The sequence below is a fragment of the Marmoricola sp. RAF53 genome (genome assembly GCF_052114005.1).
Classification (GTDB): Bacteria; Actinomycetota; Actinomycetes; order Propionibacteriales; family Nocardioidaceae; genus Marmoricola.
In genome coordinates this window covers 44,650-71,218 of record NZ_JBFRDX010000010.1, presented here as the reverse complement: position 1 = coordinate 71,218, position 26,569 = coordinate 44,650, and the positions used below count along the sequence as shown (strand labels likewise).

General features: G+C 71.6%; 26 protein-coding genes. 17 read left to right on the top strand and 9 right to left on the bottom strand.

Annotated elements, in window-relative coordinates:
- The first annotated feature begins 1 nt into the window (after position 1).
- A complete protein-coding gene (locus AB4Y76_RS11150) occupies positions 2-724 on the top strand; it encodes an HAD family hydrolase (RefSeq protein ID WP_441925162.1) in 723 nt (240 codons plus the stop codon).
- A 38-nt stretch (positions 725-762) separates the two neighbouring features.
- Positions 763-1,146, top strand: coding sequence for a hypothetical protein (locus AB4Y76_RS11145; RefSeq protein ID WP_441925160.1), 384 nt, complete (start codon positions 763-765; stop codon positions 1,144-1,146).
- Here AB4Y76_RS11145 and AB4Y76_RS11140 read toward each other — a convergent pair.
- Complete coding sequence (locus AB4Y76_RS11140) at positions 1,069-2,013, bottom strand: RecB family exonuclease (protein ID WP_441925158.1); 945 nt, start codon at positions 2,011-2,013, stop codon at positions 1,069-1,071. The two genes, AB4Y76_RS11145 and AB4Y76_RS11140, sit on opposite strands and share 78 nt — an antisense overlap.
- Positions 2,014-2,069: 56 nt before the next feature.
- On the opposite strand from AB4Y76_RS11140, the gene AB4Y76_RS11135 reads away from it, so the two are divergent.
- The 3 genes from AB4Y76_RS11135 (at position 2,070) to arc (ending at position 6,111) form a co-directional block, all read left to right on the top strand.
- Positions 2,070-3,215, top strand: coding sequence for a site-2 protease family protein (locus AB4Y76_RS11135; RefSeq protein WP_441925156.1), 1,146 nt, complete (start codon positions 2,070-2,072; stop codon positions 3,213-3,215).
- A gap of 56 nt (positions 3,216-3,271) precedes the next feature.
- Positions 3,272-4,213, top strand: coding sequence for a tRNA (adenine-N1)-methyltransferase (locus AB4Y76_RS11130; protein ID WP_441925152.1), 942 nt, complete (start codon positions 3,272-3,274; stop codon positions 4,211-4,213).
- A gap of 146 nt (positions 4,214-4,359) precedes the next feature.
- Positions 4,360-6,111 (top strand): proteasome ATPase, encoded by a 1,752-nt coding sequence (arc, locus tag AB4Y76_RS11125; protein WP_441925150.1) that lies wholly within the window; start codon positions 4,360-4,362, stop codon positions 6,109-6,111.
- Positions 6,112-6,249: 138 nt separating this feature from the next.
- On the opposite strand, the gene AB4Y76_RS11120 is transcribed toward arc, so the two are convergent.
- A complete protein-coding gene (locus AB4Y76_RS11120) occupies positions 6,250-7,668 on the bottom strand; it encodes a phospholipase D-like domain-containing protein (protein WP_441925148.1) in 1,419 nt (472 codons plus the stop codon).
- A gap of 17 nt (positions 7,669-7,685) precedes the next feature.
- Positions 7,686-9,365 (bottom strand): phospholipase D-like domain-containing protein, encoded by a 1,680-nt coding sequence (locus AB4Y76_RS11115; RefSeq protein WP_441925146.1) that lies wholly within the window; start codon positions 9,363-9,365, stop codon positions 7,686-7,688.
- A 146-nt stretch (positions 9,366-9,511) separates the two neighbouring features.
- On the opposite strand from AB4Y76_RS11115, the gene dop reads away from it, so the two are divergent.
- Genes dop through AB4Y76_RS11055 form a run of 12 tightly spaced genes read left to right on the top strand, consistent with a single transcriptional unit; the run spans position 9,512 to position 22,059 of the window.
- Positions 9,512-11,017 carry a depupylase/deamidase Dop gene (gene dop, locus AB4Y76_RS11110; protein WP_441925144.1) on the top strand — a complete coding sequence of 502 codons (1,506 nt, stop codon included), beginning with the start codon at positions 9,512-9,514 and terminating at the stop codon, positions 11,015-11,017.
- Positions 11,018-11,070: 53 nt separating this feature from the next.
- Positions 11,071-11,274, top strand: a complete 204-nt coding sequence (locus tag AB4Y76_RS11105) for a ubiquitin-like protein Pup (RefSeq protein WP_441925142.1) — start codon at positions 11,071-11,073, stop codon at positions 11,272-11,274.
- Entirely contained in the window at positions 11,271-12,122 is an 852-nt protein-coding gene (gene prcB, locus AB4Y76_RS11100; protein ID WP_441925140.1) for a proteasome subunit beta, read from the top strand. Before AB4Y76_RS11105 ends, prcB begins: the two co-directional genes overlap by 4 nt.
- Before the next feature lie 13 nt (positions 12,123-12,135).
- Positions 12,136-12,828, top strand: coding sequence for a proteasome subunit alpha (prcA, locus tag AB4Y76_RS11095; protein WP_441925138.1), 693 nt, complete (start codon positions 12,136-12,138; stop codon positions 12,826-12,828).
- A 43-nt stretch (positions 12,829-12,871) separates the two neighbouring features.
- Positions 12,872-14,233, top strand: a complete 1,362-nt coding sequence (gene pafA / locus AB4Y76_RS11090; RefSeq protein WP_441925136.1) for a Pup--protein ligase — start codon at positions 12,872-12,874, stop codon at positions 14,231-14,233.
- Positions 14,234-14,265: 32 nt separating this feature from the next.
- Positions 14,266-15,246: an FKBP-type peptidyl-prolyl cis-trans isomerase gene (locus tag AB4Y76_RS11085; RefSeq protein ID WP_441925134.1), complete on the top strand. Its 981-nt coding sequence runs from the start codon at positions 14,266-14,268 to the stop codon at positions 15,244-15,246.
- Positions 15,246-16,223 carry a helix-turn-helix transcriptional regulator gene (locus AB4Y76_RS11080; RefSeq protein WP_441925132.1) on the top strand — a complete coding sequence of 326 codons (978 nt, stop codon included), beginning with the start codon at positions 15,246-15,248 and terminating at the stop codon, positions 16,221-16,223. Before AB4Y76_RS11085 ends, AB4Y76_RS11080 begins: the two co-directional genes overlap by 1 nt.
- The gene (locus tag AB4Y76_RS11075; protein WP_441925130.1) at positions 16,220-17,236 is read left to right on the top strand and encodes a helix-turn-helix transcriptional regulator; all 1,017 of its coding nucleotides are present in this window, start codon (positions 16,220-16,222) and stop codon (positions 17,234-17,236) included. The genes AB4Y76_RS11080 and AB4Y76_RS11075 overlap by 4 nt, the downstream gene beginning before the upstream one ends.
- Before the next feature lie 8 nt (positions 17,237-17,244).
- Positions 17,245-17,508: a Sec-independent protein translocase subunit TatA gene (tatA, locus tag AB4Y76_RS11070; RefSeq protein ID WP_441925128.1), complete on the top strand. Its 264-nt coding sequence runs from the start codon at positions 17,245-17,247 to the stop codon at positions 17,506-17,508.
- Positions 17,509-17,528: 20 nt separating this feature from the next.
- A complete protein-coding gene (gene tatC, locus AB4Y76_RS11065) occupies positions 17,529-18,374 on the top strand; it encodes a twin-arginine translocase subunit TatC (RefSeq protein WP_441925126.1) in 846 nt (281 codons plus the stop codon).
- A 29-nt stretch (positions 18,375-18,403) separates the two neighbouring features.
- Entirely contained in the window at positions 18,404-19,279 is an 876-nt protein-coding gene (locus AB4Y76_RS11060; protein WP_441925124.1) for a diacylglycerol kinase, read from the top strand.
- Positions 19,276-22,059, top strand: coding sequence for a DEAD/DEAH box helicase (locus AB4Y76_RS11055; RefSeq protein WP_441925122.1), 2,784 nt, complete (start codon positions 19,276-19,278; stop codon positions 22,057-22,059). Before AB4Y76_RS11060 ends, AB4Y76_RS11055 begins: the two co-directional genes overlap by 4 nt.
- Here AB4Y76_RS11055 and AB4Y76_RS11050 read toward each other — a convergent pair.
- Genes AB4Y76_RS11050 through AB4Y76_RS11025 form a run of 6 tightly spaced genes read right to left on the bottom strand, consistent with a single transcriptional unit; the run spans position 22,038 to position 26,568 of the window.
- On the bottom strand, positions 22,038-22,811 hold the full coding sequence (locus AB4Y76_RS11050; protein WP_441925120.1) for an urease accessory protein UreD: 774 nt from the start codon (positions 22,809-22,811) through the stop codon (positions 22,038-22,040). The genes AB4Y76_RS11055 and AB4Y76_RS11050 overlap by 22 nt on opposite strands.
- Positions 22,786-23,568, bottom strand: a complete 783-nt coding sequence (gene ureG / locus AB4Y76_RS11045) for an urease accessory protein UreG (protein WP_441925118.1) — start codon at positions 23,566-23,568, stop codon at positions 22,786-22,788. Before ureG ends, AB4Y76_RS11050 begins: the two co-directional genes overlap by 26 nt.
- Positions 23,561-24,232, bottom strand: coding sequence for an urease accessory UreF family protein (locus AB4Y76_RS11040; RefSeq protein ID WP_441925116.1), 672 nt, complete (start codon positions 24,230-24,232; stop codon positions 23,561-23,563). Before AB4Y76_RS11040 ends, ureG begins: the two co-directional genes overlap by 8 nt.
- A gap of 7 nt (positions 24,233-24,239) precedes the next feature.
- Entirely contained in the window at positions 24,240-25,940 is a 1,701-nt protein-coding gene (locus tag AB4Y76_RS11035) for an urease subunit alpha (protein WP_441925114.1), read from the bottom strand.
- Positions 25,933-26,256, bottom strand: coding sequence for an urease subunit beta (gene ureB / locus AB4Y76_RS11030; protein WP_441925112.1), 324 nt, complete (start codon positions 26,254-26,256; stop codon positions 25,933-25,935). Before ureB ends, AB4Y76_RS11035 begins: the two co-directional genes overlap by 8 nt.
- A gap of 9 nt (positions 26,257-26,265) precedes the next feature.
- Entirely contained in the window at positions 26,266-26,568 is a 303-nt protein-coding gene (locus tag AB4Y76_RS11025) for an urease subunit gamma (RefSeq protein WP_441925110.1), read from the bottom strand.
- Position 26,569 lies beyond the last annotated feature (1 nt).

Sequence of the window (26,569 nt, the reverse complement as noted above, 5' to 3'; positions counted from 1 at the left end):
CATGGTGGTTGAGGAGGGCCGGCACGGCCCGTCTCGAAACCTGGCAGCCGTCCTCTGGGACATGGACGGCACCCTGGTCGACACCGAGCCCTACTGGATCGAGACCGAGTTCGCGCTCGTCGCCGAGTTCGGCGGCACCTGGAGCATGGAGCACGCGCTCAACCTGGTCGGCAACGACCTGCTCGTGTCCGCGGAGTACATCCGCACGCACGGGGGCGTGCCGCTCCCGGCGTCGGAGGTGGTGGACCGGTTGCTCGACGGCGTGATCGCGCGGGTCGAGGAGCGGGTGCCGTGGCGGCCCGGCGCGGTCGAGCTCCTCGCCGCCCTCAACGCCGCGGGCGTGCCGTGCGGCCTGGTCACGATGTCGTACCAGCGCTTCGTCGACCCGGTGCTGCGGGCGTTGCCGGAGGGCTCGTTCCGCACGGTGGTGACCGGTGACCGGGTGAGGGTCGGCAAACCGCACCCTGAGCCGTACCTGCGGGCGGCGAGCCTGCTCGGCGTGGCGCCTCAGGACTGCGTCGCTATCGAGGACTCCAACACGGGTGCGAAGTCAGCCGAGGCCGCCGGCTGCACGGTCCTGGTGGTGCCCAACCACGTCCCCGTCCTGGAGGGTGAGCGGCGCGTCTTCGCCGACACCCTGGCCGGGCTCGGCCCGGCGGACCTGGCGGTACTAGCACCATTGCCCGATGGCGGTTCGGACCCGCTCCCGGAGAGCCTGGAGTAGCTCGGGGATCCCGGGCGACCCAACCTGGGAGGGAAACCATGAGGACCATCGCCACCACCGGGACCGTGCTGCTCACCGCTGCACTGGTCGGAACCCTGGCGTTGCCGGCCGAGGCCAAGGACGGCGTCGTCCGGCGCGGCGACTGCAGYGGACGCGCCGACTGGAAGGTCAAGGTCGCGCCCGAGAACGGCCGCCTCGAGGTCGAGGGCGAGGTCGACAGCAACCGGGTCGGCCAGCGCTGGACCTGGACGCTGCGGCACAACGGGGTGCTCGTCGACGACGGCGTCCGCCGCACGGCCGGCCGGAGCGGCTCCTTCGAGGTCAGGCGGGTCGTCCCGAACGCCTCAGGGGCCGACCGGATCGTCTTCCGGGCCGTCCGTCCCGCCACCGGCCAGGTCTGCCGCGGCGTCGTCACCTTCTGACCGAGCCGTCCGGGGTGAGGCGGGCAGCGGGGGAGGAGTGCCGCCGAACTCGGGGCAGAGCGCCTGGAAGCTGCACCAGCCGCACAGCGGCGACCGGTGCGGCTGCCAGTCTCCCGTCTCGCGCGCGAGCGCGATCGCGGCCCAGAGCGCCTCGAGCTGACGCTCGGTGGCGCGCAGGTCCTGCTCGTCCGGCGCGTACTCCACGATCTGGCCGTCGCCGAGGTAGAGCAGCCGCAGGACGGCAGGCACGACCCCGCGGGTGCGCCAGAGCACGAGCGCGTAGAACCGCATCTGGAAGAGCGCCCGCGCCTCGAACCCGGCGGCAGGGGCCCGGGAGGTCTTGTAGTCGGCGATCCGGATCGCCCCGTCGGCCGCGACGTCGACCCGGTCGACGTAGCCGCGGAGCAGCAGCCGAGAGTCGAGCACCGTCTCGACGTACTGCTCGCGCTCGGCCGGCTCCAGCCTGCGGGGGTCCTCGAGGTCGAAGTAGCGCCGCAGCACCGTCCGGCAGCTCTGCAGCCAGGCCGCCAGCTCCTCGCCGGGCTCCGCCTGAGGGGCGCCGAACAGCGACGCGAGCTGCGGCTCGAGCTCCTGGACCTGCGCCCACGCGGCGGCGACCAGCTCCTCGGCGCGCTCGGGGGTGCGGTCGGTCGCGGGCAGGTCGAACAGGTCCTCCAGGACCTTGTGGACCACCGTGCCGCGGGCCGCGTCCCGCGACGGCGGCTCCGGGAGCCGGTCGACGGTGCGGAACCGGTAGAGCAGCGGACAGGTCTTGAAGTCGCCGGCGCGGCTGGGGGAGAGCGCGCCCAGCACCGCGACCCCGTCGACCTCGGTGCCGCGGGTGCGTTCGTCCAGCGCCCTGACCATGTCCGCCACCCTAGGCGGCGGCGGGGACAGTCCCGGTGACGCGCTAGGTTTTCACCGTGGCCGCCGACCAGAACCGACCCCCGTCGCACCCGCCGGGCAGCTTCCGGGTGGGCTCCATCGGGGGCGTGGACGTCTACGTCAAGGCCTCGTGGTTCCTGGTCGCCGCGATGATCGCCTTCCTGCTCGCGCCGCGGGTCGAGCAGGTCGAGCCCGGCCTCGGCCCGCTCAAGTACGTCGCCGGCCTGGCGTTCGCCGTGCTCCTCTACCTCTCGATCCTCTTCCACGAGATGTCGCACGCCCTGATGGCCCGCCGGTTCGGGCTCCCGGTGCGCTCGATCAGCCTGGAGTTCCTGGGCGGTTCGACGGAGATCGAGACCGAGCCGGCCACCCCGGGGCAGGAGTTCAAGGTCGCCGTCGTCGGCCCACTGACCTCGATCGCCCTCGGCATCGTGGCGCTCGCGTCCCTGGTCGTCTTCCGCGAGGGGCTCACCCGGATGGCCTTCGAGGGCCTGGCCGCGGCGAACCTCCTCCTGGGGGTGCTGAACCTGGTTCCCGGGCTTCCGCTGGACGGCGGGCGGGTGCTCCGGGCGGCCGTCTGGCGGATCAGCGGGAACGTCCACGACGGCACCGTGGTGGCGGCCTGGGGCGGCCGGGTCGCGGCACTGCTGGCGCTGCTGTGGCCGGCGGTCGCACGCTCGGTCTTCGACGTGCAGACCACCGTCGTCGACTACCTCTTCGCCTGCATCATCGCCGGATTCCTGTGGGCGGGGGCGACCGCCTCGATGACGAGCGCCAAGATCCGCCGCCGGCTCCCGGCGCTGCGTGCCCGACCGCTCGCGCGGCGCGTGGTCGCCGTACCGGAGGACCTCCCGACCGCGGAGGCGGTGCGCCGGGCGCAGGAGGCCGGCGCGGGCGGACTGCTCGTGCTCTCCTCGGCCGGCGAGGCGACCGGGATCGTCAGCGAGGCGGCGCTGACCTCGACGCCCGAGGACCGGCGCGCCTGGGTCCCGGTCAGCACGATCGCCCGGTCGCTGCAGGACGGCCTGGTGCTGCCCGCCGACCTGAGCGGCGAGGACCTGGTCCGGGCGATGGCCCGTACGCCCGCCTCGGAGTACCTGCTGGTCGAACCGGACGGCGCGATCTATGGTCTCCTGGCCACGGCCGACGTCGACGCCGCCTTCGAGGCGGCCTCGCGCCGGTGAACCACCCTGACAGCACCAGCCTGACCACCAGAACCCCCGATGACGAGGAGAACCCCGTGACCGACCCTGCAGCGCACTCCTGGTCCGGCGTGAGTCGCGGACCGCTGCGCCCCGGGGAGTGGGTCCGGCTCGTCGACGCCAAGGGCCGCCGGCACAACATCTGCCTGGAGGCCGGCAAGTCGTTCCACACCAACCGCGGCGGGATCGAGCACGACGACCTGATCGGCCGGGACGAGGGATTCACGATCACCTCGACGTCGGGCGGTGAGTACCTGGTCTTCCGGCCGCTGCTCAACGAGTTCGTGGTCTCGATGCCGCGCGGCGCCGCCGTCGTCTACCCGAAGGACGCCGCCCAGATCGTCGCGATGGCCGACATCTTCCCCGGCGCGACCGTGGTCGAGGCCGGCGTCGGGTCCGGGGCGCTCACCTGCTCGCTGCTGCGCGCGGTCGGGCCGACCGGACGGGTCTCGTCGTTCGAGCGCCGGGAGGAGTTCGCCGACGTCGCCCGCAAGAACGTCACCCAGTTCTTCGACGGCGACCACCCGGCCTGGCAGCTGACCGTGGGCGACCTCGTCGAGGCGCTCCCGGGGGTCGAGGGCCCCGGCACCGTGGACCGGGTCGTGCTGGACATGCTGGCGCCGTGGGAGTGCGTGGACGTGGTGGCCGACGCGCTCGCGCCGGGCGGTGTCGTCGTCGCGTACGTCGCCACCACGACGCAGCTCGGACGCACGGTCGAGACGTTGCGCGCGCACGGCGAGTTCACCGAGCCGCAGCCCTGGGAGACGCTGGTCCGGGAGTGGCACGTCGAGGGGCTGGCCGTCCGGCCGAGCCACAAGATGAACGGCCACACCGGCTTCCTGGTGACCGCCCGGCGGATGGCGCCGGGCAACCCCGCCCCCCGGAAGAAGCGCCGTCCGGCCCCGGGCGCCTACGGCGAGGACTACAGCGGCCCGCGGCCCGTCGGCGTGGGGGAGAACGGCGAGCACACCCCGGGTTGAGCCCCGGCCGGGCCGTTCCGCGTCATGGCGGGATTCGTCGGCCGTTTCTCCTACAGGGTGGCCAACACGTGACGAATCTGTTGAACAAGGGGTGTCGCACGCGGGTAGGGTCGAAACAGAGAACGCTCCAGTGGAGGTGAGGTCCGATGACAGGCTTTGGCGCTGAAGGACAGGACACCGCGCAGTTGCTCAGCCAGGTCTCGTACCTCGAGGCCGAGGTCGGGGAGCTGCGACGCAGGCTCGCGGATGCACCCGGGACGCCCGAGGGCTCGCGGCTCCTGGAGCAGCGGCTCATCGACACCCAGCGGTCGCTCGCGGCCGTCACGGCCCAGAACGAACGGCTCGCCGGCACGCTCCGGGACGCCCGTGACCAGATCATGACGCTCAAGGAGGAGGTCGACCGGCTCGCCCAGCCGCCGACCGGCTTCGGCACCTTCCTGGCCCGCAACGAGGACGACTCGGTGGACGTGTTCACCGGCGGCCGCAAGCTGCGCGTGACGGTCAGCCCGAACGTCGACCTCGACGGCCTCACCAAGGGCCAGGAGGTCATGCTCAACGAGGCGCTCAACGTCGTCGCCGCCCTCGAGTTCGAGGAGATCGGCGAGGTGGTGATGTTCAAGGAGCTGCTCGCCGACGGCGAGCGCGCGCTGGTCATCGCCAACGCCGACGAGGAGCGGGTCGTCCGTCTCGCCGAGCCGCTGCGCCACGAGAAGCTGCGGGCGGGAGACTCCCTGCTCCTGGACGGCCGCTCCGGCTACGTCTACGAGAAGGTCCCGAAGTCCGAGGTCGAGGAGCTCGTCCTCGAAGAGGTCCCCGACATCGACTACAACGCGATCGGCGGCCTCAGCAGCCAGATCGACGCCATCCGCGACGCGGTCGAGCTGCCGTACCTGCACCCCGACCTGTTCAAGGAGCACCAGCTCAAGCCACCGAAGGGCGTGCTCCTGTACGGCCCCCCGGGCTGCGGCAAGACGCTGATCGCCAAGGCGGTCGCGAACTCGTTGGCCAAGAAGGTCGCCGCGAAGACCGGGCAGGAGGGGAAGAGCTACTTCCTCAACATCAAGGGCCCCGAGCTGCTCAACAAGTACGTCGGCGAGACCGAGCGGCACATCCGGCTCGTCTTCCAGCGGGCCCGTGAGAAGGCCAGCGAGGGCACCCCGGTGATCGTGTTCTTCGACGAGATGGACTCGCTGTTCCGCACCCGCGGTTCCGGGGTCTCCTCCGACGTCGAGAACACGATCGTGCCGCAGCTGCTCAGCGAGATCGACGGCGTCGAGCTCCTCGAGAACGTCCTGGTCATCGGCGCCTCGAACCGCGAGGACATGATCGACCCGGCGATCCTGCGTCCCGGGCGCCTCGACGTGAAGATCAAGATCGAGCGGCCGGACGCGGAGTCGGCGCGGGACATCTTCTCCAAGTACCTGACCGCGGAGCTGCCGCTGCACGCCGACGACCTCGCCGAGTTCGGCGGGGACCGGAACGCGACCGTGGCCGGCATGATCACCGCGACCGTCGAGCGGATGTACACCGAGACCGACGAGAACCGCTTCCTGGAGGTCACCTACGCCAACGGTGACAAGGAAGTTCTGTACTTCAAGGACTTCAACTCCGGCGCGATGATCCAGAACATCGTCGACCGGGCCAAGAAGATGGCGATCAAGGACCTCCTGGACAACGACCAGAAGGGGCTGCGCGTCCAGCACATGCTCCAGGCCTGCGTCGACGAGTTCAAGGAGAACGAGGACCTCCCGAACACGACCAACCCGGACGACTGGGCCCGGATCTCCGGCAAGAAGGGCGAGCGGATCGTCTTCATCCGCACGCTCATCACCGGCAAGCAGGGCACCGAGCCGGGGCGGTCGATCGACACCGTGGCGAATACGGGTCAGTACCTCTGACGTCCGGGGTTTCGAGACGCGCCTTGGCGGCGCTCCTCAACCAGGGGGTCGAGGCGCTCCTCGACCAGCGGGGTCGCGGCGCTGCTGCACCACCGGTGGTTGAGGAGGTCGCGCAGCGACCGTCTCGAAACCCGGCGCTCAGTCTGCTTCGAGGTTCCGGTAGATCCCGGTGCCCAGCGGCGTCGGCAGCTGGTTGGAGTAGCGGCCGTCCGCGGTGCGGCCCTCGGCGTGGATGACACCGCCGGGGTGCGGGGCGTGCACGTTCGGGCCGTTCCAGGTGATCCGCCAGTCGGCGAAGTAACCGCCCGCGACGGCCGGGTTCATCGTCCGCACCGTCATGTCGTCCGCGGAGAAGCCGAGGTTGGAGAAGTTCGTCGACCCGGCCCAGGTGACCCGGGCGTCGGTCTGCGTGCCGTAGACGCCGCTGAGGACGACGAACTTGTCGTGCAGGTAGCGGTAGGGGACGCCGTTCGCGTCGGGGACCATCGCCTGCTTCATCGGGATCCGGCCGCGGCCCGACGGGCTGTACAGCGTCCGGCGGGCCCGGTCGCTCATGATCCCGTAGATGATCGCCACGTCGCAGCCCTGGTTCCAGAGCGCACGGACCCGGCGGGCGAGCCAGTCGCCGCGCGCGGCGTACCAGGCGTACATCCCGATCCGGATCATCGTCCGGCCGCCGTTGCCGGTGCCGTTCGTGACGCCGGTGCACCGGACCTTGGCCAGGTCGACGTTGACCGGGTCGTTCGATGCGCGGGTCCCGGTCTTCGGGAAGACCCAGTGCTCGTTGCCGCCGGCGACGAAGTGAGCGGCCGGAACCGGCTTGTCGCGCTTGGCCTGCCGGAAGATCCGCAGGTACTGCGCGTAGGTGGTCGGGTCCCAGGTGGTCTCGAGGTGGTTCCACTGCCGGTCGTTGGCGACCCAGGTGGGGTTCCAGGAGCCGTACATGGTCACGCCGGTGGCGTTGCCCACCTTGCTGAAGAGGAAGAGCTTGAGGTGGACGTGGCCGCCCCAGCCGCGGCAGGACTTGCTGCACATCCGCGCCCAGCTGATCCGCTCGGGGTTCTTGCCCTTGCGGACCTTGGACGTGCCGAAGGTCCGCTCCATCCTCCGCCACGGCTCCCACGTCTCACGGTTGTGGAAGTTGCCCAGGATCTGCACGCTCACGCCGCGCTTGCGGGCCTCGTTGAGCGCGTTGTAGATCTTGGTCTCGCCGAAGGAGAAGACGATCCAGCGGATCGTGCCGCCGCTCGGCACCGAGTTGATCGTGCGCAGCATGTGACGGCGGATCACGTAGCGGTAGCGCTTGATGTTCCAGTGGTTGAACTTCACGCCCTGCGGCGGGGTGAAGTGGTCCGGCGTGCGCAGCGTGCTGACCGCACCAGCGGCCGCGGCGACCACGGGGGCGGCGGCGAACGCCGGGGTGGCGACGACGGGAGCCCGGACCTGGGCCGGGACCGGTTCGGCGGCGAGCGCCAGGTCGGGGACGAGGGTGCACGCGAGCGCCATCGCCACCGTCCCGACGACCGCTCGGATCGTCCGCGCGCGTCGCTGGTCCATCGTTACCCCGTGCACTGCTAGTCGGCCTCCATGTATGCGTACCGGCCCGTTCCGAGCGCCGGTTCCGCAGGAGCGGTCCGCTGCACGTTCTTGATGACGCTGGTCGGCGAGGGAGCCCGCGCCTGCGGGTCCCGCCACAGCAGGTTGAAGTCATCGCGGTACTGGTTGTAGTGCACCCTACCGATGAGTCGCTGGAAGTTCTCATCGGACCGGAAACCCAGGTCGGAGAAGTTGAAGGACCCCTGGAGCGCGAACGTGGAGTTCCGGACCGCGCCGACGTGGCCGTTGACCGCGACGAACTTGTCGTGGATGTAGTAGATCGGATCCTCGTCCTTGTTGGTGAGGAGGATCTGCCGCATCGGGATCCGGCCGCGGCCCTTGGGGGAGTACAGCGTGTTCTTCACGGTGTTCCCGGCGATGCCGTAGATGATCCGGACGTCGCAGCCCTGGTCCCAGAGCGCCCGGACCCGCTTGGCCAGCCAGCGGCCGCGGTTCTCGTACCAGGCGTACATCGCGATCCGGATCTGGGTGCGGCCGCCGGGGCCGGCGTCGACGGCACCGGTGCACCTGACGTCCTCGAGGGCTTTCATCGCGAAGTCGTAGCCGGGGGCAGCCTTGCCGCGCGGGTAGTAGTACATCCACATCGAGGGCGTGCGCTGCTCGACGTACGGCGCCGGCCGGTCCAGGCGCATCTGCTCGAAGACCGCGACCGCCTGGTTGTAGACGGTCGGGTTGTTCGTGACCGTGTTCATCTGGTTCCACTGGCCGCTGATCGCGAAGTCGGTGAGGTTCGCGGAGCCGGTCATCGTGATGTAGCGGGTGCCGGCGGCCTGGCTGAACAGGAAGATCTTGGAGTGCATCGTGCCGGCGCCGCCCCGGCAGGAGTAGCTGCACTTGAAGACCCAGCTGCGGGAGCTGCGGTTGGTGCCGAAGGTCGAGCGCAGCGAGGTCCAGTCCGAGATCCCCGGCACGTTGCGCTGGGCGAGCACGATCTGGACGCTCACGCCGCGGTTGTGCGCCTGGCGCAGCGCCGTCAGGTACCTCTTGCTGGAGAACGACCAGCTCGCGATCCGGATCTGGCCGCCGTACGGCACGCTGTTGATCGTCCGGATGATCTGGTTGTAGATCCGGTTCCGGTAGCTCTTCCGGAACGGGTGGCTGAACTTGGTCCCGGCCGGCGGGTTGTAGCTGTCCAGCGGCGGGTAGACGACGCGGATCGAGACGGCGCCGTCCGCGGAGCCGTTGGCGTCGGTGATCCGGTAGGTGACCGACTTCACGCCGATCGCGGCGTTCGAGGCGATCGCCAGGTTGAGCGCGCCGGTCGTCGGGTTGAGCGACACCGCCATCCCCGACGGCGGCTTCACGACCACCGCCATGGCGGTCAGCGAGGCGCGCGGGCACGGGGTGACGCCGCCGCAGGTGTCGTTGGCCAGCACGTCGACCGTCGTCGACCGGCCGCGGGCCACCACGACGCTGTCTCCGGCGGCGACGGGAGTGCTGGGCGGGGGCGGGGTCGGGTCGTCCGCGGTGACGGACTCGCCTCCCGGCGCGGTCGGGGACGTGCTGCTGGAGGCCGGGGGCGGGGTCGTCCCGTCCTCGGAACGAGCGGCGCCGGCGACGTCGCCGAGAGCGCCGAACAGCAGGCTGCCGGAGAGGACGAGAGCGAGGACGGTGGCGTGGCGTGCATGCCGAGTCATGACGTGGCCAAGCATTGGATTCCCCCTGGGTGACGGGTGGTTTCCCCGTTGGACTGCTCGGCAGGCTAACACGCAGCACCAACCGATTCCGGGCGTTCCGAGCCGGTCGGCGCGCGTTTTCGAGCCTGCCGCGTACCCTTCGCGACATGACGGTGCGACGCATCATGGGGACCGAGACCGAGTTCGGCATCTCGGTGGTCGGGCAGCCGCACGCCAACCCGATGGTCGCGAGCACGCGCCTGGTGAACGCCTACGCCAGCGCCGAGCTCCACGTCCGCCGGGCCCGGTGGGACTTCGAGGAGGAGTCGCCGCTGCGGGACGCCCGCGGCTTCGACCTGGCGCGGGAGGCCGCCGACCCCAGCCAGCTCACCGACGAGGACCTCGGGCTGGCCAACGTGATCCTGACCAACGGCGCCCGTCTGTACGTCGACCACGCCCACCCGGAGTACTCGACGCCGGAGGTCACCAACCCCCTCGACGCGGTGCTCTGGGACAAGGCGGGGGAGCAGATCGCGCTGGACGCCTGCCGGTTCGCCTCGGTGGCCGGGGAGCCCGACCTGGTGCTCTACAAGAACAACACCGACAACAAGGGAGCGTCGTACGGCGCGCACGAGAACTACCTCATGCAGCGCTCGACCCCGTTCGGCGACATCGTCCGCCACCTGATCCCGTTCTTCGTCTCCCGCCAGGTCGTCTGCGGCGCCGGCCGGGTCGGGATCGGCCAGGACGGCCGCGAGCACGGCTTCCAGATCGCGCAGCGCTCGGACTTCTTCGAGGTCGAGGTCGGCCTCGAGACGACCCTGAAGCGGCCGATCATCAACACCCGCGACGAGCCGCACGCCGACCCGGAGAAGTACCGCCGGCTGCACGTGATCATCGGCGACGCCAACCTGTCGGAGATCTCCACCTACCTCAAGGTGGGCACCACGGCCCTGGTGCTCGACATGATCGAGAACCGCTGGATCACCCACGACCTGACCGTGCAGCACTCGGTGGCGTCGCTGCGCGCGGTCTCCCACGACCCCTCGCTGTCGTACCTGCTGACCCGGGACGACGGCAGCACGCTCACCGCGGTCCAGCTCCAGTGGGAGTACCTGCACCTGGTCGCGGCGTACCTGGCCGACCGGCACGGCGACGACGTGCCCGCAGAGACCCGCGCGGTGATGGACCTCTGGGAGTCGGTGCTCACCCGGCTGGAGCGCGACCCGTTCGAGTGCGCCGACGAGCTGGACTGGGTGGCCAAGCTCAAGCTGCTGGAGTCCTACCGGGACCGCGACGGCCTGGACTGGGACAACGCCAAGCTCCACCTGGTCGACCTGCAGTACGCCGACCTGCGTCCCGAGAAGGGGCTCTACCACCGGCTGGTCGGGATGGGCCGGATGAAGCGCCTGCTCGACGACGACGCGATCACCGCCGCGATGCACGACCCGCCGTCGGACACCCGCGCCTACTTCCGCGGTCGCTGCCTGGACAAGTACCCCGACAGCATCGCGGCCGCGTCCTGGGACTCGGTGATCTTCGACCTGCCGGGCCACGACTCGCTCCAGCGGGTGCCCACGATCGACCCGATGCGCGGCAGCAAGGCGCACGTCGGCGAGCTCATCGACGCGAGTGAGACGGCTCTGGCCCTTTTCTCTGCCCTGACTCGCTAGGGTCGGAGTGACGGCCGGAGAAGCGACCGACGGCGAGTGGAGGGAACGAGCGCATGGCACAGGAACAGAAGCAGCCGCGCAAGTCGTCCGAGGCGGACGAGCAGATCGAGGAGACCAAGGCCTCCCAGGACGCCGTCGCCGAGCGCAAGGAACAGCTCGACGAGGACATCGACGCGATCCTGGACGAGATCGACGACGTCCTGGAGACGAACGCCGAGGACTTCGTGAAGTCGTTCATCCAGAAGGGCGGCCAGTGAGCCCCGACTCCCGGCGCGGCGACGACGCCCGCCTCCCGAACGCCTTCCTGACCCCGGGCTCCTCCTCCTTCGCGGACTTCCTCGGCGAGGTTGCCCCCGAGCTGCTGCCGGCGCGCCGCACGCTCCCGCAGGGCAGTGCCGCCGAGATGGCACCGCACGCCACCACGATCGTCGCGGCGACCTTCCCGGGCGGCGTGGTGATGGCCGGTGACCGGCGGGCCACGATGGGCAACATCATCGCCCAGCGCGACATCGAGAAGGTCTTCCCGGCCGACGAGTTCTCCTGCGTCGGGATCGCGGGCACCGCGGGCCTCGCGGTCGAGATGGTCCGGCTGTTCCAGACCGAGCTCGAGCACTACGAGAAGATCGAGGGCACCACGCTCTCGATGGACGGCAAGGCGAACCGGCTCTCGGCGCTGATCCGCAACAACCTCGCGCTGGCGATGCAGGGCCTGGCCGTGGTGCCGCTCTTCGCCGGCTACGACCTGCGGGCCGAGCAGGGCCGGATCTTCAGCTACGACGTCACCGGCGGGCGCTACGAGGAGACCGCGTTCCACTCGGTCGGCTCGGGCTCGATGTTCGCCCGCGGCGCGCTGAAGAAGCTGTACCGCGAGGACCTCGACGTGCAGGGCTGCGTCACCGCGGTCGTGCAGGCCCTGTACGACGCCGCCGACGACGACTCCGCCACGGGAGGGCCCGACCTGACCCGGCGGATCTTCCCGGTGGTGCACGTGATCACCGCCGAGGGTCAGGAGCGGATGCCCGACGGCGAGGTGGCCGCGATCGCCGACACGATCGTCGCCGGCCGGATGATCCGTCCCGACGGCCCGGCCGCGGCCCTGAACTGAGAGGCCACTCCCGATGAGCATGCCGTTCTACGTGTCCCCCGAGCAGCTGATGAAGGACCGGGCGGACTTCGCCCGGAAGGGGATCGCCCGGGGCCGCTCGGTCGCGGTCGTCCAGTACGCCGACGGCGTGCTGTTCGTCAGCGAGAACCCGTCCCAGGCGCTGCACAAGGTCTCCGAGATCTACGACCGGATCGCGTTCGCGGCGGTCGGCCGCTACAACGAGTTCGAGAACCTGCGGATCGCGGGCGTCCGGCTCGCCGACCTGCGCGGGTACTCCTACGACCGGCGCGACGTCACCGGCCGCGGGCTGGCGAACGCCTACGCGCAGACGCTGGGCACGATCTTCTCCTCCGGCGGCGAGAAGCCCTACGAGGTCGAGATCTTCGTGGCCGAGGTCGGCGACAGCATCGAGGACGACCAGATCTACCGGCTCACCTACGACGGCCAGGTCGCCGACGAGCACGACTTCGCGGCCATGGGCGGTGATGCGGACTCGGTGGCGTCGTACCTGCAGGAGCACTTCACCCCTGGTCTGGACCTGAACGGAGCGCTCCGGCTGGCGGTCACCGCCCTCGGGCACACCGAGACGGACCAGCGCTCGATCCCCGCGAAGGACCTCGAAGTGGCCGTCCTGGACCGGACCCGGGTGCTCCCGCGGAAGTTCCGGCGCCTCCGGGCGGAGGCCCTGGAGGGCATGCTCGCCTGAGCGAGTCGCTGACGTTTGGGGTGCCAGCCCCTAGGCTGGAGGTGTGGACCGGCGGATCTTCGGGATCGAGAACGAGTACGGCGTCACCTGCACCTTCAAGGGGCAGCGGCGTCTCTCGCCGGACGAGGTCGCCCGCTACCTGTTCCGCAAGGTCGTGAGCTGGGGCCGCAGCAGCAACGTCTTCCTCCGCAACGGTGCCCGCCTGTACCTGGACGTGGGCAGCCACCCCGAGTACGCGACGCCCGAGTGCGACGACATCGTCGACCTGGTCACCCACGACAAGGCCGGGGAGCGGATCCTCGAGGGCCTCCTCATCGACGCCGAGCGCCGGCTGCACGACGAGGGCATCTCCGGGGACGTCTACCTGTTCAAGAACAACACCGACTCGGCCGGCAACTCCTACGGCTGCCACGAGAACTACCTGGTCAGCCGCAACGGGGAGTTCAGCAAGCTCGCCGACGTGCTGATCCCGTTCCTGGTGACCCGCCAGGTCATCGTCGGCGCCGGCAAGGTGATCCAGACGCCGCGCGGGGCGTCGTACTCGCTGAGCCAGCGCGCCGAGCACATCTGGGAGGGCGTCTCCAGCGCGACCACCCGGTCGCGGCCCATCATCAACACCCGGGACGAGCCGCACGCGGACGCCGAGCGGTTCCGCCGGCTGCACGTCATCGTGGGCGACTCGAACATGAGCGAGACCACCACGATGCTCAAGGTGGCCAGCTGCGACCTGGTCCTCCGGATGATCGAGGAGGGCGTGGTGATGCGCGACCTCACGATGGAGAACCCGATCCGTGCCATCCGGGAGATCTCCCACGACATGACCGGGCGCCGCAAGGTGCTGCTCGCCAACGGCCGCGAGGCCAGCGTGCTGGACATCCAGATGGAGTACCTGAGCCGGGCGCGGGACTTCGTCGACCGGCGCGAGCTGCACACCCCGGTGATCGAGCGCAGCCTGGACCTCTGGGAACGCGGGCTCAAGGCGGTCGAGTCCGGTGATCTGTCGCTGGTCGAGCGCGAGATCGACTGGGTCATCAAGTGGAAGCTGATCGAGCGGTACCGGATGCAGAACGACCTGACCCTCGGGCACCCGCGGATCGCCCAGCTGGACCTGGCGTACCACGACATCCACCGCGACCGCGGGCTCTACTACCTGCTGGAGAAGCGCGGCGCGGTCAGCCGGGTCACCAACGACCTGGCGGTCTTCGGCGCCAAGTCGGTCCCGCCGCAGTCCACCCGGGCCCGCCTGCGCGGCAACTTCATCAAGCGCGCCCAGGAGCGGCGCCGCGACTTCACCGTCGACTGGGTCCACCTCAAGCTCAACGACCAGGCGCAGCGGACCGTGCTGTGCAAGGACCCGTTCCGCTCCCACGACGAGCGCGTCGAGCGACTCATCGACGGCATGTGAAACCGGCCCCCGCCGGTCGCTAGCCTGTGCGCGTGCCTGTGCCGCCCCGTCCCGCCCCCGCCGTGCTGTCGGCCGTCCTCGCGCTCGCGCTGGCGGCCGGGGTCAGCGCCTGCAGCGGCAGCGTGGACCGCGACGACGTGCGGGCCGCGGAGGGCACGATCACCGGGCTCACGGTCACCGGTGAGCCGGGCGCCGCGCCGGCCGTGCGGATGGCCGCGCCGCTGAAGGTGACCGGGACCCGGACCGAGACCGTCGTGGCCGGCACCGGCGCCCCGGTCCAGGTCGACCAGCTCTTCGTGCTCCAGCTCACCATGTACGACGCCCGTACCGGCAAGAAGGCGATCTCGACCTACGACCCCGGCCAGGTGCCGATGGCGGTCAAGAACACCGACGACACGCTGTTCCCGGCGCTGAGCAAGGCGCTGGTCGGCCAGCGGCAGGGCAGCCGGCTGGTGCTGACCGTCACCGGCGACGACGCCTACGGCGACGCCGGCGCGCCGCAGTACGGGATCGACCCGGGCGACCCGGTGGTCCTCGTGGCGGACGTGGTCGCCGTCCCGCCCACCGAGGTGCTGCCCGCGCTCGGCTCCCAGGGCCTGGGCGCAGACCCGGCCGGGCGTGCGCTCCCGCGGGTCGTCGAGCGCGACGGGCTCCCGGACCGGATCGACACCAGCGGGGTGGCGAAGCCCGGCCGGCTCGTGGTGGTCCCCCTGGTGACCGGCACGGGGCCGGCGGTCCGCGACGACAGCCTGGTGACCGTCGACTACCTGGGGCAGGTCTGGGGCGCGGCGTACCCGTTCGAGGACACGTTCACCAAGGAGCCCGCGCTGGTGCCGATCGGGGTGGACGCGGTCACCGAGGCCTGGGACCGGGCCCTGGTCGGCGTACGCCGGGGGAGCCGGCTGCTGGTGCTCGCACCGCCGCGGCTCTCGTTCAAGGCGGCCGGGAGTCCGCCCGCGATCCCGGGGAGTGCGACCATCGCCTACGTGATCGACGTGCTGGGGGTGAGCTGATGACCGCGACCAAGTCCGAGCGGCTGATGAACCTGGTGATCATGCTGCTCGTCTCGCGCACCTACGTGACCAAGGAACGCATCCGCGAGGTCATCGAGGGCTACCAGGAGGCCTCCGACGAGGCCTTCGAGAAGATGTTCGAGCGCGACAAGGCCGAGCTGCGCGCGCTCGGCATCCCGATCGAGCTCGGGTTCGTGGACAAGTTCTTCGAGGACGAGCAGGGCTACCGGATCGGCCGGGACGCCTTCGAGCTCCCCGAGCTGGACCTGGAGCCCGACGAGGTGGCCGTGCTCGGCCTGGCCGCCCGGGTCTGGCAGCACGCCGGCCTGGCCTCGGCGACCTCGAACGCGCTGGTGAAGCTGCGCGCCGCCGGGTACGACGTCGACCGCGACGCCCTGGACGTCCTCCAGCCCCGCGTCGAGGTGGACGAGCCCGCGTTCGACGCGATGTGGGCGATGACGATGAGCCGGACCCCGGTGCGTTTCGGCTACCGCCGCCCGGGCGACGAGACGGCCACCGAGCGCACCCTGGAGCCCTGGGGAGTCGTCACGTCCCGGGAGCGCTGGTACGTGATCGGGTTCGACCGCGACCGGCAGGGCCCGCGGATGTTCCGGCTGAGCCGGATCGAGGGCGCGGTCGTGGCTGCCGGGAAGCCCGGCTCGTTCGAGGTCCCGGCGGGCACCGACGTCCGGGCGCTGACCGCCAGCCTCGCGCCGACCCGGCCGGAGACCGAGGCGGTCGTGCTCGCCCGGAAGGACAGCGCGGGCATGCTCCGGCGGCGGGCCGCCGCGGTCGACGGCCCGGTCACCGGACCCGACGGCACCGAAGGGTGGGACCGGCTCACCGTGGCGATGTACTCCGCCGACGAGCTCGCCGGCGACGTGGTCTCCCACCTCGGCGACGTGGTCGCGGTCGCCCCGGCGGCGCTGCGCGACGCGGTGCTCGCCCGGCTCGAGCACGTCGGGGAGGCCTCGTGAGCGGCGCGTCGACGAAGGATCAGCTGGCGCGCCTGCTCGCGCTGGCGCCGTACCTGCAGACCCGGGGCGAGGTCCCGCTCCAGGAGGTGGCCGCCGACTTCGGCGTCACCCCGGAGCAGATGCTCAAGGACCTCCGGGTGCTCTACATGTGCGGCCTGCCCGGCTTCGGGCCGGCCGAGCTCATCGACATCAACGTCGAGTCGCTCCTCGACGACCCGGACGGACTGGTCCGGATCGACAACGCCGACTTCCTGGCGCGCCCGCTGCGACTGGGCAGCAACGAGGCCTCCGCGCTCATCGTCGCGCTCCGGGCCCTGCTCGACGCCAGCCCGGCGGCCTCCCGCGAGGTCGTCGAACGCACCCTCGGCAAGCTCGAGGCCGCCGCCGAGGAGGGTTCCACGCCGCTCGTGGAGGTGCAGCTCCCCGAGGCGCGCCCGGCGGTGCTGGCCGCGCGCTCGGAGCTGGACCGGGCGATCGACGCCGACCGGCAGGTGCTGCTGGACTACTACGTCCCGACCCGGGACGAGACCACCCAACGGGTCGTGGACCCGATCGCGGTCCTGCGCCGCGACGGCCGCACCTACCTGGACGCGTGGTGCCACCTGGCCGGCGGCCGTAGGCTGTTCCGGGTCGACCGGATCGCCACCGCCCGGATGCTCGACACGGCACGCGCCACCAACGACCTGGAGCCGCGCGACCTGGCCGAGGGCCTCTTCGAGGCGGGCCCGGACGACCTGGAGGTCCGGCTGCTGCTGGCTCCGCCGATGCGCTGGTTCGCCGAGTACTACCCGGTGACCTCGGCGACGGAGGCCGCCGGCGGGGCGCTGGAGGTCACCCTCGCGGTCGCCGACGAGCGCTGGCTGCTCCGGCTGGCGCTCCGGTTCGGGAACGGGATGACCGTGCTGGCGCCGGCCGAGCTCGCCGACCGGGTGCGCGCGGTCGCCCTGGATGCGCTCCGGTTGCAACAGGCCACGGCGTACGATGACGACGACAGCTCCACCCGGACGGAATGAGGAACGCTGTGTTCAGGCAAATCGGCCCCACCGAGATCATCATCATTCTCGCGGTCGTCATCCTCCTCTTCGGCGGCAAGAAGCTCCCCGAGCTCGCCCGTGGTTCCGGCCGTGCGCTGCGGATCTTCAAGGCCGAGACCAAGGGCCTGATGGACGACGACGAGGACGAGACCACCACCGCGACGACCGCGGCCCCGAAGCCGCTGGAGCAGGGACAGGCTGAGCAGACCGGGCTGACCGAGCCCGAGCGCCAGACCAAGCCCACCGACTGAACGGCCAGAGCCACCCCACCATGTCCACCCTGACGGGCGTCGTCGGCCTGTTCCGGATCAAGCCCGCGACCCCCGTCGGCGAGGGCGGCCGGATGGCGCTCGCCGACCACTTCCGCGAGCTGCGCGCCCGCTTGCTGCGCTCGCTGCTCGTCTTCACCGTCCTGCTGGTGGTGGCGTTCTTCTTCTACGACCAGCTGCTCGCGCTGGTGATGGACCCCTACAACGAGGCGCGCAAGGCGCTCGGCGAGTCGGTCCAGTCCGAGGCCTACATCCGCGGCGCCGCCGGGCCGCTGATGCTCAACCTGAAGCTCTGCGCGACCGCAGCGCTGCTGGTGTCCAGCCCGTACTGGCTCTACCAGATCTGGGCGTTCATCCTGCCGGGGCTGCACCCGCACGAGAAGCGCTGGACGATGGTCTTCGTCGGCACCGCGGGACCACTGTTCCTCTTCGGGGTCCTGGTCGGCTACTACGTGCTGCCGAAGGGCCTGGAGGTCCTGATCGGCTTCACCCCGTCGGGGCTGGCCAACCTGATCGAGTTCAACGAGTACTACAGCTTCCTGATCCGGATGCTGCTCGTCTTCGGCATCGCCTTCGAGATCCCGCTCTTCGTGATCCTGCTGAGCCTGGCCGGCGTGGTCACCGGCAAGCAGCTCGGCCAGTACCGCTCCTGGATCGTGATCGGCACCTTCATCTTCGCCGCGGTCGCGACCCCGTCGACCGACCCGATCTCGATGCTGTTCCTCGCCGTTCCGATGACGGTGCTCTTCCTGCTCTCCGAGATCATCGCCCGGTTCATCGACCGCCGGCGCCACCGCGCGGCCGCCGCGACCGCCGGCTGGGACGACGACGCCGCGTCGCCGCTCTGACCGCGACGGCGGCCCGATAGGGTTCGGGTGTGCGCAAGGAGATCGCCCTGCTGACGAACCCGACGTCCGGCAAGGGCAAGGGGGGACGTGTCAGCGACGTCGTCGCGCCGCGCCTGCGCGACGCCGGGTACGCCGTCCGCGAGCTGCAGGGCCGCAACGCCGACGAAGCCTCCGACCTGGCCCGGGCGTGCGTGGCCGACGGGGTCGACACGCTGGTCGTGATCGGCGGCGACGGGATGATCCACCTGGCCGTCCAGGTGCTCGCGGGGACGCAGACCCGGCTCGGCGTCGTACCGGCCGGCACCGGCAACGACGTGGCCCGCAACCTCGACCTGCCCCGCACCGACCCGCTCGCCGCGACCGACGTCATCATCGGCGGTCGGGAGCGCAGCATCGACCTGGCCCGGATCGGGCACCGCTACTACGTGACCGTGCTCGCCGCGGGCTTCGACGCGGTCGTCAACGAGCGCGCCAACGCGATGACCTGGCCGAAGGGCCAGATGCGCTACAACCTGGCCACCCTCGCCGAGCTGCGGACCTTCAAGCCGCTGCCCTACGTGCTCGAGGTCGACGGGGTGCAGCACCGGTTCGACGCGATGATGGTCGCGGTCGGCAACGGGCCGTCCTTCGGTGGCGGGATGCGGATCACCGACGGCGCCCTGATGGACGACGGGCTGCTCGACGTGATCGCCATCGACCCGATGAGCAGGACCGAGCTGATCCGGACCTTCCCGAAGCTGCGGACCGGGAGCCACCTCGGCCACCCGAAGGTGCACCGGTACACGGGCCGGACGATCACGGTCGCGGCGCCCGGCATCGTCGCCTACGCGGACGGCGAACGGATCGCCGCGCTCCCGCTGACCGTCGAAGTGGCGCCGAACGCCCTGAAGGTCCTGGTCCCGTGACGTCCCCGGCGGAGCAGTACGCGCGGTTCCGCCGGAACCAGGGGCACCCGCGCCTGGCCGACTTCGCCTCGCACTACGAGTTCGGCCTGGACGACTTCCAGGTCCGCGCCTGCCAGGTTCTCGAGGAGGGGCAGTCCGTCCTGGTCGCGGCGCCCACCGGGTCCGGCAAGACGATCGTCGGCGAGTTCGCCGTGCACCTCGCCCTGGAGTCCGGGCGCAAGTGCTTCTACACGACCCCGATCAAGGCGCTGTCGAACCAGAAGTTCAACGACCTCGTCGACCGGTACGGCGCCGAGAACGTCGGCCTGCTCACCGGCGACAACAGCATCAACGGCGACGCGCCCGTGGTGGTGATGACCACCGAGGTGCTCCGCAACATGCTCTACGCCGGCTCCCGGACGCTCGTCGGACTCGGCTACGTCGTGATGGACGAGGTGCACTACCTGGCCGACCGCGCCCGCGGCGCCGTCTGGGAGGAGGTGATCATCCACCTGCCCGAGTCGGTGGCCCTGGTCTCGCTCTCCGCGACCGTCAGCAACGCCGAGGAGTTCGGCGAGTGGCTGGGCACCGTCCGTGGCGAGACCACCACGATCGTAGAGGAGAAGCGGCCGGTTCCGCTGTACCAGCACGTCCTGGTCGGCCGGAAGCTGTTCGACCTGTTCTCCGACGAGCGCCCGTCCGCCCCCGGTGAGGAGAAGGTGAACCCGCAGCTGCTCCGGGTGGCGCGGGACGACTTCGCGAGCGGCCGGATGCGGGACCGTCGCTCGCCGAAGGGGCAGCGCCGTCCCGACCGGTCGCGGCAGTCCGGCAACGGCCGGCGGGTCTGGGTCCCGAGCCGCGCCGACGTCGTGGTCCAGCTGGAGCGCGCGGGCCTGCTGCCGGCGATCTACTTCATCTTCAGCCGGGTCGGCTGCGACGCCGCGGTGCAGCAGTGCCTGAACGCGAACCTGCGGTTGACCACGCCGGCCGAGCGCGACGAGATCTTCGCGTTCGTGCAGGAGCGCTGTGCGAACCTGCCCGAGGAGGACCTCCAGGTCCTCGGCTACCACGAGTTCCTCGACGGGCTCACCCGCGGCATCGCCGCCCACCACGCCGGCATGCTGCCGACGTTCAAGGAGTGCGTCGAGGAGCTGTTCCTGCGCGGGCTGTGCCGCGTCGTCTTCGCCACCGAGACCCTCGCGCTCGGCATCAACATGCCGGCCCGGTCCGTGGTCATCGAGAAGCTGTCCAAGTGGAACGGCGAGACGCACGCCGACATCACGCCGGGGGAGTACACCCAGCTCACCGGCCGCGCCGGTCGCCGCGGCATCGACGTCGAGGGCCACGGCGTGGTGCTCTACCAGCCCGGCCTGGAGCCCAAGTCGGTCGCCGGTCTGGCCTCGACGCGGACCTACCCGCTGCGCTCGTCGTTCGCGCCGTCGTACAACATGGCGGTCAACCTGGTGCACCAGTTCGGCCGCGAGCGGGCCCGCGAGCTGCTGGAGTCGTCCTTCGCCCAGTTCCAGGCCGACAAGGCCGTCGTCGGGCTCGCCCGCCAGCTGCGCAAGAGCGACGAGGCCCTCGCCGGGTACGCCGAGGCAGCCGCCTGCGACCTCGGCGACTTCGCCGAGTACGCGCGCCTGCGCCGCGAGCTCTCCGACACCGAGGCGGGCCTGGCGAAGGCGCGCCGGCAGGACCGCCGCTCCGAGGTGATCGCCTCGCTGGAGGCGTTGCGCCCCGGTGACGTCATCGAGGTGCCGGGCGGCCGGTTCGCAGGCGTCGCCGTGGTGCTCGACCCGGGCCAGGCCACCGACCGTGAGGGACCGCGCCCCTACGTCCTCACCGCCGACCGGCACGCCCGCCGGCTCTCGATCACGGACTTCCCGGTCCCGGTGGTGCCGTGGACCCGGATGAAGGTGCCGAAGAACTTCAACGGCCGCAACGCCCAGGCACGGCGCGACCTGGCGACCACCCTGAAGATCCGGACGCACAACCTGACGCCGCCGCCGGAGAGCAGCCGGACCGGGGACGGTCGAGGGCACGGTCGCGGGCCCGCTCCGGCCGACGGCTCGGAGCGGATCGACGCGCTCCGCGCCCAGCTCCGCCAGCACCCGTGCCACGCCTGCCCGGACCGCGAGGACCACGCCCGCTGGATGGAGCGCTGGTACAAGCTCGACCGGGACTCCCGCACGCTGCGGCGCCGCATCGAGCAGCGGACCAACACCATCGCGCGCCAGTTCGACCGGGTCTGCGAGGTGCTCACCGCGCTGGACTACCTGGACGGGGACACCGTCACCGCGCGCGGCCGGACGCTGATGCGGATCTACAACGAGATGGACCTGGTCACCGCCGAGTCGCTCCGGCTCGGGCTCTGGGACGACCTGGACCCGAGCCAGCTCGCCGCCGTCCTCTCCGCGCTGGTCTTCGAGGCCCGCCGCGCCGACGACGCCGACTCGCCGCGGCTCCCGGGCGGTCCGGTCCGCGACGTGCTCAAGGAGATGACGACCCTCTGGGCGGACCTGGACGCGCTCGAGCGCGAGCACAAGCTGGACAAGCTCCGCGAGCCGGACTTCGGGTTCTGCTGGGCGGCGTACCGGTGGGCCGAGGGAGACGACCTGGACGAGGTCCTGGACGCGACCGGTCTCGCGGCGGGCGACTTCGTCCGCTGGGTCAAGCAGCTGCTCGACCTGGCGGGCCAGATCGGGACGGCCTCGGGCGACCCCGCCTTCCGCGAGAAGGCGCACGAGACGGCCGCGCGGCTGCGTCGCGGTGTCGTCGCCTACTCCTCGGTGACCGACTGACGCCACGCCTGCTCGACGGGCCCCCAGAGCCCGTCGAACCTGGTCGCGTGCGTCTCCGGCCCGATCGCCCGGTACAGCACCCCGGTGCCGGCGAGGTCGAGGCGCTGCGGCGTCGCCGGCAGGTCCGGGACGCCGATCGCCAGCACCTGGTCGAGCACCCGGCCCGGGCCGAGGATCCCGGGCTGGTGGGCGTCGGCGTCGAGGAGCAGGTCCTCGCGGAGGACCGGTACGCCGTCCCGGAGCACCGACGTCCGGCTGTCGATCCGCCCGCCCGGTTCCCGGTGCCGCCCGAGGACGAGGGTCTCGCGCAGGACGAGAACCGCCGTCCCGGTCAGCGCGACGTCCAGCGTGCGTCGCGTGTCGGAAGCGGCGGTGGAGACGAAGGGCATCCCGTGCCAGCGCAGGCAGGCTCCGTCGGCGACCCGGACCTCGACCGACCACCGGGCCCGGCCGCCGGCCATCGGGTAGGCGACCGTCCCGCCGGGCTCGGTGAGCGTGAGCACGACCCCGGGGCCCACGTCGACCGCGATCTCGACCTCGTCGCCGGCCAGCAGCAGGGCGCCGTCCGGGACCAGGGCCACGCTGGCCGACCGGTGGTCGGACCCGGTCAGCACCGGGCGGACGGACGGGCCGTCCCGGCCACTGCGCAGGCGGACCCGGACCCGGCCGCCGTCGGGGTCGCGCCGTACCTCGACCTCGGTGCGGGCCAGGCCGGCCAGGGCGGGCTCAGACGGATGCGCGGTCGTGGTCATGGGTGTGGGTGTGCGGGTGGTCGTGGTCCTCGGCGTGGAAGTGCGGGGCCATCGGACCCGGGTCGACCGGGACGAGGTCGCCGGCGCGGAACGCGGTGAGCCGGTCGCGCACCCAGCCGACCAGGGCGGCGACGGAGTCCGGGTCGTGCCGGGAGAGCGCGACCACGGACGCGCCCTCGCGGGCCCGGCTCGCGTCGGCCACCATCGCGTCCCGGTCGACCCCGACGTACGGCGCCAGGTCGGTCTTGTTGATGACGAGCAGGTCGGCCCGCTCGATCCCGGGACCGCCCTTGCGGGCCACGTCGCCGCCGCCGGCCACGTCGAGGACGAAGAGCTGGGCGTCGACGAGCGCGGGGGAGAACGTGGCCGTGAGGTTGTCGCCGCCGGATTCGACCAGGACCAGGTCGAGCGGGTCGTACTCGGCCTCGAGCGCCTCGACCGCCATCAGGTTGGCCGTGATGTCGTCGCGGATCGCGGTGTGCGGGCAGGCCCCGGTCTCGACGGCCCTGATCCGGTCCTCGGCGAGCACGCCCGCGGCGCGGAGCATCCGGGCGTCCTCGTCGGTGTAGATGTCGTTGGTGACGACGGCCATCGCGAGCTCGGCGGAGAGCTCGCGGCAGAGCAGCCCGATGATCGAGCTCTTGCCGGTGCCGACCGGACCGCAGACGCCGAGCCGGAGTGAACGGGCGGGGCCGGGGAGGGGGCCGGGGAAGGTGCCGGGGATGGGGCCGGCGAAGGGGGCAGGGTTCTCAGGCACTGAACAACCTCCTGGTCTGTCGGGAATGGGCTTCGGCCCACGCCTCGATCTGGGGTGCGCCCGAGGCCGGGATGTCCTCGGGGTCGGTGAGCCCGGCGACCGCGGCGGCGAGCCGCTCGACCTCCGGGAGGGCGCCGAGGACCCAGCGGGTGGTCTCGGYGGGGTCCAGCGGGGCGAGCTTCAGGGCGGCCGCGGCGACCGTCTGGACGTCGTCGTAGCCGACCAGCCGGGCGAGGGCGCCCGGTGGGAGCGTCGCGGCGTCGGCGACCACCCCGACGGCGACCGCCCGAGGCACCACGGCCAGGTCCGTGACCGCCCGCAGGCCGGCGCAGCCCGGCCACAGCGACCGGGCGAGCCGCAGCTGGGCCGCGCCCATCGCGTGCGCGTTGGCCCGCATCGCCGGGCTCGGCGTGCGGGCCGCCCAGGCCGCGACCACCGCGTCCAGCGGCTCACCGCCGCGCAGCCGGTGCAGCGTGACCACCGCTGTGGCCGCCTCCACCCGGGTGACCGTGCGCAGCCGGGTCACCAGGTAGCCGGGGATGTCCGCGGGGCGGAGCCCGTCGCGCAGCGCTGGTTCGAGGTTCCCCGACTGGGTGTGGCCGGCCACCGGGAGCCGGGCGTCGGCGAGCAGCAGCAGGCGGGTGAGCGGGTCGACAGGATCCACGGCGGCCTCAGAACATCGCGTAGAGCCGGGCCAGCGGGAGCTCCTCGGCCGGCGACGGGACGACGAGCTCGCCGTCGATCCTGATCGCGAACGTGGAGGGGTTGACGTCGATCCTCGGCAGGGCGTCGTTGTGGACCATGTCGGCCTTCCCGACGTCGCGGGTCGGGCGCACCGCGGCGAGYCGGCGTCGCAGCCCCAGCCGGCCGGCGAGCCCGTCGTCCAGGGCGGCGGGAGCCACGAAGGTGACCGCGTGGTCGGCCCCGTCGGCGTCCACCAGGGTGGGTCGCATCAGCACCGGCTGCGGCGTCGGGATGGACGCGTTCGGGTCGCCGAGGGCGGCGTACACGAGCGCGCCGCCCTTGAGGACGACGGACGGGCGCACGCCGAAGAACCGCGGGTCCCAGAGCACCAGGTCGGCGAGCTTGCCGGGCTCGACGGAGCCGACCTCGTGATCGATCCCGTGGGCGATCGCCGGGTTGATCGTGTACTTGGCGACGTAGCGCAGCGCCCGGTCGTTGTCGGCCGGCCCGGTGCCGAGCGGGCCGCGGCGGTGCTTCATCACGTGCGCGACCTGCCAGGTTCGGGTGATCACCTCGCCGATCCGGCCCATCGCCTGGGCGTCGGAGGAGGTGATCGACATCGCGCCCAGGTCGTGCAGGACGTCCTCGGCCGCGATCGTCGTGGCCCGGATCCGGGACTCGGCGAAGGCCAGGTCCTCGGGGACCCGCGGGTTCAGGTGGTGGCAGACCATCAGCATGTCGAGGTGCTCGGCCACGGTGTTGACCGTGTGCGGCAGGGTCGGGTTGGTCGACCCCGGGATCACGTGCGGCTGCCCGGCGACCCGGACGATGTCCGGCGCGTGACCGCCGCCCGCCCCCTCGGCGTGGAAGGCGTGGATCGAGCGCCCGCCGATCGCGGCCAGGGTGGACTCCAGGAACCCGGCCTCGTTGAGGCTGTCGGAGTGCAGCGCGACCTGGAGCCCGAACTCGTCGGCCGCGCGGAGGGCGGCGTCGATCGCCGCCGGCGTCGAGCCCCAGTCCTCGTGCACCTTGTACGCCGCCGCGCCGGCCAGCGCCTGCTCGGCCAGCCCCTCGGCCGAGACGGTGTTGCCCTTGCCCATGAGGAGGACGTTGACCGGCAGCGGGTCCAGCGCCCGGTGCACCGTCCGGAGGTGCCAGGCGCCGGGCGTCACCGTGGTGGCCTTCGAGCCTTCCGAGGGACCGGTCCCGCCCCCGCCGACCGTCGTGATCCCGGTCGCCAGCGCCTCGTGGATCTGCGAGCGGGAGAGGAAGTGCACGTGCACGTCGATCCCGCCGGCGGTGAGGATCTTCCCCTCCCCGGAGATGACGTCGGTGGACGGGCCGATCACCAGGGCCGGGTGCACGCCGTCGGCGATGTCCGGGTTGCCGGCTCGGCCGAGGGCGACGATCCGGCCGTCCCGGATGCCGACGTCGGCGCGGACGATCCCGGTGTGGTCGAGCACGACCACGTTCGTGATCACGCTGTCGAGGGCGCCGCCGGCCCGCGACAGGGTGGACTGGGCCATCGACTCGCGGATCGACTTGCCGCCGCCGAAGACCGCCTCCTCGCCGCCGAAGGTGAGGTCCTCGGTGACCTCGATCCAGAGATCGGTGTCGCCGAGACGGACCTGGTCGCCGGTGGTCGGGCCGTAGAGGGCGGCGTACTCGCCGCGGGTGATCTCAACCATCGGCCCGGACCTGGATCCCCGGGACGATGCGACGCCCGCGCAGGGCGACGGTGTCGACCTCGCGAGAAGCGCCCGGCTCGAACCGGCGGCTCGTCCCCGACGGGATGTCGAGGCGGAACCCCGCGGCCGCGTCGCGGTCGAAGGAGAGCGCCGCGTTCACGTCGGCGAGGTGCACGTGCGAGCCGATCTGCACCGGCCGGTCGCCGGTGTTCACGATCACCAAGGTGCGGCGCTCCTCGGGGGAGCGGTCGGCGTTCAGGACGACGGTCCCGGGTCCGCACCGGATCTCGCCGGGGCCGGAGGACAGGTGAGCCATGGGCGCTCCTCAGACGATCGGTTGGTGGATGGTGACGAGCTTGCGGCCGTCGGGGAAGGTGGCCTCGACCTGGACGTCGGTGAGCATCGCGGCGACGTCCGGCATCACCTGGTCGCGGGTGAGCACCTCCCGGCCCAGCTCCATCAGGTCGGCCACCCCGATGCCGTCGCGGGCGCGTTCGATCACCCAGGTGCTGAGCAGCGCGACGGCCTCGGGGTAGTTGAGCCGCACGCCCCGGGACAGCCGGTCGCGGGCGACCATCCCGGCCACGGCGAGGAGCAGCTTCTCGGTGTCGGCGGGGGTCAGGTGCATG